Source organism: Mycobacterium colombiense (assembly GCF_003284935.1).
In the GTDB taxonomy this organism is placed as follows: Bacteria; Actinomycetota; Actinomycetes; order Mycobacteriales; family Mycobacteriaceae; genus Mycobacterium; species Mycobacterium arosiense_A.
The window spans coordinates 34,437-41,533 of the sequence record NZ_QMEV01000047.1 but is presented as its reverse complement, the minus strand read 5'-3'; the positions used below and the strand labels follow the sequence as shown (position 1 = coordinate 41,533).

Sequence of the window (7,097 nt, the reverse complement as noted above, 5' to 3'; positions counted from 1 at the left end):
GAGCTCCCCCGCCGTCGCCGCGCGGCGCTGATCCAGCCAACTCTGCAGGATCGCCACCGCCGCGGCCTGATCGATCACCGCACGCTGTTCTTTGGCCCGCACCCCGGCCGCGCGCAGCGAGCGCTGGGCGGCCACGGTGGTCAGCCGCTCGTCGGCCAGCCGCACCGGAACGGGAGGAACGCGGCGGGCCAGTGCTTCCGCCAGCTTGTCGGCCACCTCGATCGCGTCCAGCGCCGACGGGCCGGTGCGATCGGCCAGCGTGCGCGGCAGTCCGACCACCACCTCGACGGCCTCGTATTCGGCGACCAGCGCGACCAGCCGCCGCAGGTGCTTGCCGTTGCGGTCGCGGCGCACGGTCTCCACCGGGGTGGCCAGGATGGCGTCGGGGTCGCTGCAGGCCACGCCGATGCGCACGCTGCCCACGTCGATGCCGAGCCGTCGTCCCCGGCCCGGGTCCTGGTCGGGATCTCCGGGCCGGTCAGGCAGGCGGTGCTGTGTCAAGACCACTCAATCGACCCGCGCTATCACGGCGATCTCGGAACGTACCGCGTCGAGCGCCGCGTCGATGCCGGCCGGATCCTTGCCGGATCCCTGCGCCAGGTCCGCCTTTCCCCCGCCGCGGCCGTCGACGGTCGCCGCGAGCTGCTTGACCAGGTCGTTGGCGCGAAGCCCCAGGTCCTGGGCGGCCGGGTTGGCGGCGACGGCGTAGGGCACCGACCCGCCTTCGCCCTCGGCGATCAGCGCGACCACCGCCGGATCGCTGCCCAGCTTGCCGCGGATGTCGCCGACCAGCGAGCGCAGATCGCCCGCCGTCATCCCGCCCGACATCCGTTGCGCCACCACCCGGACGTTACCGATGCGCTCGGCGCCCGTCGCGGCGTTGGTCGCGGCGGCCCGCGCCCCGGCCAGCCGGGTGCGTTCGAGTTCCTTTTCCGCCGCCTTGAGCCGCTCCACCAAGTTGGCCACCCGGGCGGGCACCTCGTCGGAGGGCACCTTGAGCGACGACGCCAGCCCCGCCATCAGCGCGCGTTCCTTGGCCAGGTGCCGGAACGACTCCAGCCCGACGTAGGCCTCCACCCGGCGCACCCCGGAGCCGACCGAGGATTCGCCCAGGATGGTCACCGGCCCGATCTGGGCCGAGTTGTGCACGTGGGTTCCCCCGCACAGCTCCAGCGAGAAGGGGCCGCCGATCTCCACCACCCGCACCTCGTCGGGGTAGGCCTCGCCGAACATGGCCATCGCGCCCATCGCCTTGGCCTTCTCCAGCTGCTCGGTGAACGTGTGCACCTCGAAGTCGGCCTGCACGGCCTGGTTGGTCACCTCTTCGACCTGGGTGCGCTGTTCCTCGGACAGCGGGCCCTGCCAGTTGAAGTCGAATCGCAGGTAGCCCGGGCGGTTCAGCGACCCGGCCTGAACGGCGTTGGGGCCCAGCACCTGTCGCAGCGCCGCGTGCACCATGTGGGTGCCCGAGTGGCCCTGGGTGGCGCCGCGGCGCCACTGCGGGTCGACCGCCGCGACGACGGTGTCGCCTTCCACGAATTCACCGGACTCGACGTTGACCCGATGCACCCACAGGGTTTTGGCGATCTTCTGCACATCGGTGACCGCCGCGCGGGCCGTCTCGCCGGCGCCCGTTCCGCTGATGGTGCCCTCGTCGGCGATCTGGCCGCCGGCCTCCGCATACAGCGGCGTGCGGTCCAGCACGAGTTCGACCCGGTCGGCACCCTCGGTGCCATGGGTGACCACCGGGACCCGCTTGCCGTCCACGAAGATGCCCAGAATCCTTGCCTCGGAAGTCAATTCGTCGAAGCCGGTGAACTCGGTGGGTCCGGCGTCGACCAGTTCGCGGTAGGCGGTCAGGTCGGCGTGGGCGTGTTTGCGCGCGGCGGCGTCGGCCTTGGCGCGGCGGCGCTGTTCGGCCATCAGTTCCCGGAAGCCGACCTCGTCCACGTGCAGGCCGGCCTCGGAGGCCATCTCCAGCGTGAGCTCGATGGGGAATCCGTAGGTGTCGTGCAGGGTGAAGGCGTCCGAGCCCGAAATCGCCTTCGCGCCTGAGGCTTTGGTGGTGCCGGCCACCTCGTCGAACAGCTTCGAGCCCGCCGCCAGCGTGCGGTTGAACGCGGTCTCCTCGGCGACGGCGATGCGCTTGATCCGGTCGAAGTCGGTGACCAGTTCGGGGTACGACGGCCCCATCGCGTCGCGCACCGTGGCCATCAGGTCACCGACGATGGGCCCCTCGATGTCGAGCAGCCTGGCCGAGCGGATCACCCGGCGCAGCAGCCGGCGCAGCACGTAGCCGCGGCCGTCGTTGCCGGGCGTGACGCCGTCGCCGATCAGGATCGCCGCGGTGCGGCTGTGGTCGGCGATCACCCGGTAGCGCACGTCGTCGTCGTGGTTGCCCGCGTCATACCCGCGGGGCGCCCGCGCGGCGGCGGTGTCGATGAGCGGGCGCAGCAGGTCGGTTTCGTAGACGTTGTGCACGCCCTGCAGGATGAAGGCGACCCGCTCCACCCCCATGCCGGTGTCAATGTTCTTGCGCGGCAACGGCCCCAGGATCTCGAAGTCGGCTTTGCCGGTGCCCTCGCCCCGCTCGTTCTGCATGAACACGAGGTTCCAGATCTCGATGTAGCGGTCCTCGTTGGCGATCGGGCCGCCCTCGACGCCGAACTCCGGCCCCCGGTCGTAGTAGATCTCCGAGGACGGGCCGCACGGGCCGGGGATGCCCATCGACCAATAGTTGTCCTCCATGCCGCGGCGCTGGATGCGGTCCTCGGGCAGCCCGGCGATCTCCTGCCACAGCTGCACGGCCTCGTCGTCATCGAAAAAGACCGTCGTCCAGATGCGTTCGGGATCCAGCCCGTAGCCGCCCTGCTCGACGCCGTTGGTCAGCAGGGTCCAGGCCAGCTCGATGGCGCGGCGCTTGAAGTAGTCGCCGAACGAGAAGTTGCCCGCCATCTGAAAGAACGTGTTGTGCCGGGTGGTGATCCCGACCTCGTCGATATCGGGAGTGCGGATGCACTTTTGGATGCTGGTGGCGGTCGAGAACTCGGGCGTGCGCGCGCCCAGGAAGTAGGGCACGAACTGCACCATGCCCGCGTTGACGAACAGCAAGTTGGGGTCGTCGAGGATCACCGAGGCGCTCGGCACCTCGGTGTGGCCCGCCTTCACGAAATGATCAAGAAACCGCTTCCTGATCTCGTGTGTCTGCACTTTCCAGCCCGCTTCTTTCCGTTACTTCGACGTCTAACTCCCAGCCTATTCGCCGGGTGTGAGACGCCCATCTAACGACGCATTTCGACCGCTCACAGTACCTGGCCCGGTGCCCCGGGCACCCGGCCGCTAACCCTGCAGAAAGCTCAGTCGCACCGAGCGTTGCGAGTTGTCCCGGTTCAGGTCGACCAGGACGATGCTCTGCCACGTGCCCAGCATCGGCTCCCCGCCCGAGACGGGAACCGTCACCGACGGTGCGACGAGCGCCGGCATCACATGGTCGGCGCCGTGACCCTCCGAGCCGTGCGCGTGCCGGTACCGGTCGTCGCGCGGCAGCAGCCGCTCCAGCGTGTCGACCAGGTCGTCGTCCGAACCGGCGCCGGTCTCGATGATGGCCACCCCCGCCGTGGCGTGCGGGACGAACACGTTGCACAGGCCGTCCCCGCGCGACCGGCAGAACCCGCGCACCGCGTCGGTGAGATCGACGATGCGGCGGCGCGAAGTGTCCACGTCCAACACATCGGTATGCACCCGGCCAAGCCTACGGCGCGACCGTCGCGAGCAGCCAATCGTTTGTGAGCGCGGCCACAGTTGGGCATTGCGGGTGCCCACCGGCAGGAGGAAGGTAGGTCAGACCGGTGGCGTCACCGGGGCGCTGCCCCGAACAAAGAGGGGGTGGATCGTGTACGCACGCTCTACCACAATTCAGGCGCAACCCTCGTCCATCGACGCCGGAATTGCGCATGTTCGCGATGAGGTCATGCTCGCGCTGCAAGGTATGCCGGGGTGCGTCGGAGTATCCCTTTTGGTCGACCGTCGTTCGGGCCGGTGCATCGCCACCAGCGCCTGGGAAAGCGATGAGTCCATGCGCGCCAGCGGTGACACCGTGACGCCGATCCGTGATCGGGCGGCGGAAAGGTTCGGGGGCACGGCGAACGTCGAGCAGTGGGAGATCGCGGTGCTGCATCGCGACCACCGCGCGCCCGACGGCGCGGGCGTGCGTGCGACTTGGGTCCGGGTGCCGCCGGAGGGCATGGACCAAGGCATCGAGTACTACAAGTCGTCCGTCCTGCCCCAGCTCGAGAGCCTCGACGGGTTCTGCAGCGCGAGCCTTCTGATCGACCGCTCCTCCGGGCGTGGCGTGTCCTCCGCGACGTTCGACAGCGTCGATGCGATGGAGCGGAACAGGGAACAGGCGGGTGCGCTGAAGAACTCCTCGATGCAAGAGGCGGGTGCCGAGGAACTCGACGAAGCCGAGTTCGAGCTAGCGCTAGCGCACCTCCGGGTGCCCGAGCTGGTCTGATCGAGATGCGGCGACGGACCGGCCGAACCAGGCATTCGGCCGGCCGCCGGCCCGCGCCCCCAAACCATTGCGGCGCGCAACGGGCAGGAGGAAGGTAACTGGTGGGACCGGTGGCGCCACCGGGGTGCCGCCCCTACACAGAAGGGGTCGACCGTGTACGCACGTTCCACCACCATCCAGGCGCAACCCCTGTCGGTCGACATCGGAATTGCGCACGTTCGCGACGTCGTCATGCCCGCCCTCACCGAGATCGACGGGTGCGTAGGGCTGTCGCTGTTGATCGACCGGCAATCCGGCACCTGCATCGCCACCAGCTCGTGGGAGACCATCGAGGCGATGCGCGGCAGCGCCGAGCGGGTCGCGCCCATCCGGGACCGGGCCGCGCTGATGTTCGACGGCAGCGCCCGCGTGGAGGAATGGGACATCGCCCTGCTGCACCGCGACCACCCGTCCCGCCAGGGCGCGTGCGTGCGCGCCACCTGGCTCAAGGTGGTGCCGGATCAGCTGAACCGGTCGCTGGAGTTCTACCGGTCCTCGGTGCTGCCCGAAATGGAAAACCTCGACGGGTTCTGCAGCGCCAGCCTGCTGGTCGACCACCCCGCCTGCCGCCGGGCCGTCACCTGCTCCACATTCGACTCGATGGAGGCGATGGCCCGCAACCGCGACCGCGCCAGCGAACTGCGCAGCAGGCGGGTGCGGGAGCTGGGCGCCGAGGTGATCGACGTGGCCGAGTTCGAGCTGGCCATCGCCCACCTGCGGGTGCCCGAGCTGGTCTGACGGCCGGCTTACGGCAAGGCGTCGCCGGGGAAGCCGCGGCAGGCGTGCACCTCGTAGGTGAACACGCCCGCGGCCACCCCCGGGTCCTCGGTCATGATCGCGGTGGTCTCGTCGACCGTCGCAGCGAACACCCCGACGCCGCAGACGTCGGATTCGTCGCTGACCGGCAGGACCACCGCGAGCACGCCGTCGTCGCGCAGCCCGAAGTTGCGCCGGCCGTGTTCCCAGATCACGCCCACCGACGACTCGTCGCCGAATCGCGGGCCGCGCCTGAGGATGACGACGCTGTACGACTTGGCGGTGGGCAGCAGCCGGCCCATCTCCTCGTCGGTGAAGACTTTCATGACCGTCCCCTCTTGTTGCGGATGATCGCGCGCAACCGGTCCAGCCGGCCGGCCATTTCGCGCTCACCGCCACGGCCGGTGGGCCGGTAATAGTCGACACCAACCAGCTCGTCGGGTGGATACTGTTGCGCGACAACGCCATCCGGGTGGTCATGCGAGTACTTGTAGCCCTGCGCGTTGCCCAGCCCGGCCGCGCCCGAATAGTGGCCGTCGCGCAGATGGGGTGGGACCAGTCCGGCCTTGCCGGCCCCGATGTCGCTCATCGCCGCCCCCAGCGCCGTGGTGACCGCGTTCGACTTCGGCGCGGTGGCCAGATAGATCGTGCAGTGCGCCAGGGTCAGTTGCGCCTCCGGCATGCCGATCAGCGCGACGGTCTGCGCGGCCGCCACCGCCACCTGCAGCGCGGCCGAGTCGGCCATGCCGATGTCCTCACTGGCCAGGATCATCAGCCGGCGCGCGACGAACCGCGGGTCCTCCCCGGCGATGAGCATGCGGGCCAGATAGTGCAGGGCGGCGTCGACGTCGGAGCCGCGGATCGACTTGATGAAGGCGCTGATGACGTCGTAGTGCTGGTCGCCGTCGCGGTCGTAGCGGACGGCCGCCTCGTCCAGGGACTGCTCGACGGCGGCGACGGTCAGCTCGCCGCCGGGCTCGGCCGCCCGCACGGTTTCAGCGGCGACCTCCAGCGCTGTCAGCGCGCGCCGCGCGTCGCCCGCGGCCAGCCGCACCAGCAGGTCGACCGCGTCGGGCGCGACGGCGATCTGGCCGCCCAGGCCGCGCGGGTCGTCGATCGCGCGCCGCACCACGGTGCGGATGTCGTCGGCGCTCAACGGCCGCAGTTGCAGGATCAGCGAGCGGGACAGCAGCGGCGCCACCACCGAGAAGCTGGGGTTCTCCGTGGTCGCCGCGACCAGCAGCACCACCCGGTTCTCCACGGCCGACAGCAGCGCGTCCTGCTGGGTCTTGGAGAACCGGTGCACCTCGTCGATGAACAGCACCGTCTGCTCGCCGGACAGCAGCGCCCGGCGGGCGGTGTCGATCACCGCCCGAACGTCTTTGACGCCGGCCGACAGGGCCGACAGCGCCTCGAACCGGCGGCCGGTCGCCTGCGAGATCAGCGCGGCCAGCGTCGTCTTGCCGCTGCCGGGAGGCCCGTACAGGATGGCCGACGCCACGCCCGAGCCCTCGACCAGGCGGCGCAGCGGAGACCCGGGCGCCAGCAGATGGTCCTGGCCGACCACCTCGTCCAGCGATGCGGGACGCATCCGGACCGCCAGGGGCGCACCGCCCGACACGCCCAGCCCGTGATCGGTGGGCCGCGGCGCGCCGGGGAGGTCAAACAGACCGTCGGACACGGCTTCAGGCATACCACGACGGGCCGACGCCCGCGCCGGTCCAGGCACGCGGTCCGCAATCCGGGCGGCCACGGCCCATCTTTGCTAAGTTCCGGTTGCCGAGTTCCG

The 7,097-nt window shown here is 70.2% G+C and carries 7 protein-coding genes; 2 read left to right on the top strand and 5 right to left on the bottom strand.

The window, feature by feature from the left end; all coding sequences use genetic code 11:
- The 3 genes from ruvX to DQP57_RS19000 all read right to left on the bottom strand — a co-directional run.
- A partial coding sequence (ruvX, locus tag DQP57_RS19010; RefSeq protein ID WP_112634280.1) for a Holliday junction resolvase RuvX occupies nucleotides 1-507 on the bottom strand: 507 nt, incomplete at its 3' end.
- Nucleotides 508-3,210 carry an alanine--tRNA ligase gene (gene alaS, locus DQP57_RS19005; protein ID WP_112634279.1) on the bottom strand — a complete coding sequence of 901 codons (2,703 nt, stop codon included), beginning with the start codon at nucleotides 3,208-3,210 and terminating at the stop codon, nucleotides 508-510. It abuts the gene before it with no gap.
- A gap of 129 nt (nucleotides 3,211-3,339) precedes the next feature.
- The gene (locus tag DQP57_RS19000; protein WP_205869162.1) at nucleotides 3,340-3,729 is read right to left on the bottom strand and encodes a secondary thiamine-phosphate synthase enzyme YjbQ; all 390 of its coding nucleotides are present in this window, start codon (nucleotides 3,727-3,729) and stop codon (nucleotides 3,340-3,342) included.
- A 163-nt stretch (nucleotides 3,730-3,892) separates the two neighbouring features.
- On the opposite strand from DQP57_RS19000, the gene DQP57_RS18995 reads away from it, so the two are divergent.
- Both DQP57_RS18995 and DQP57_RS18990 read left to right on the top strand, forming a co-directional pair.
- Complete coding sequence (locus tag DQP57_RS18995) at nucleotides 3,893-4,513, top strand: hypothetical protein (RefSeq protein WP_205869160.1); 621 nt, start codon at nucleotides 3,893-3,895, stop codon at nucleotides 4,511-4,513.
- Between the two features lie 153 nt (nucleotides 4,514-4,666).
- Nucleotides 4,667-5,290, top strand: coding sequence for a hypothetical protein (locus tag DQP57_RS18990; RefSeq protein ID WP_112634276.1), 624 nt, complete (start codon nucleotides 4,667-4,669; stop codon nucleotides 5,288-5,290).
- A gap of 8 nt (nucleotides 5,291-5,298) precedes the next feature.
- Here DQP57_RS18990 and DQP57_RS18985 read toward each other — a convergent pair whose 3' ends face one another.
- Nucleotides 5,299-5,634, bottom strand: coding sequence for a hypothetical protein (locus tag DQP57_RS18985; RefSeq protein WP_112634275.1), 336 nt, complete (start codon nucleotides 5,632-5,634; stop codon nucleotides 5,299-5,301).
- Nucleotides 5,631-7,001 (bottom strand): replication-associated recombination protein A, encoded by a 1,371-nt coding sequence (locus tag DQP57_RS18980; RefSeq protein ID WP_112634274.1) that lies wholly within the window; start codon nucleotides 6,999-7,001, stop codon nucleotides 5,631-5,633. The genes DQP57_RS18985 and DQP57_RS18980 overlap by 4 nt, the downstream gene beginning before the upstream one ends.
- Between the last annotated feature and the right edge of the window lie 96 nt (nucleotides 7,002-7,097).